The following is a 239-nucleotide window of genomic DNA, read 5'->3' on the forward strand; positions in this document are numbered from 1 at the left end:
TTGTACCCCCCTTCCTTAGGGTCTCCGGGTGGACGGCCAGGACCAGGGTGGCCACCTCGGCGAAGGCCACCAGCCAGGGGACCACACTGGGGGTGAGGCCCGTGGCGTCGTCCACGACGAGGGTGACGGGGTTCACCCCTTCGGGGCGCTTGAGGGCCTTGAGGAGGCTCCTCGCCTTCTCCTCGTTCCCCGGGTAGCGCCTCTGCCAGGCCTTGAGGTCGGCCTCGAGGTCCCTACCC

General features: G+C 69.9%; 1 pseudogene. It reads right to left on the bottom strand.

Annotated features, from left to right (window positions below):
* Positions 1–239: pseudogene (locus ACYQ0J_RS00025) on the bottom strand (ATP-binding protein); the annotation flags it as partial.

Source organism: Thermus sp. FJN-A (assembly GCF_054655095.1).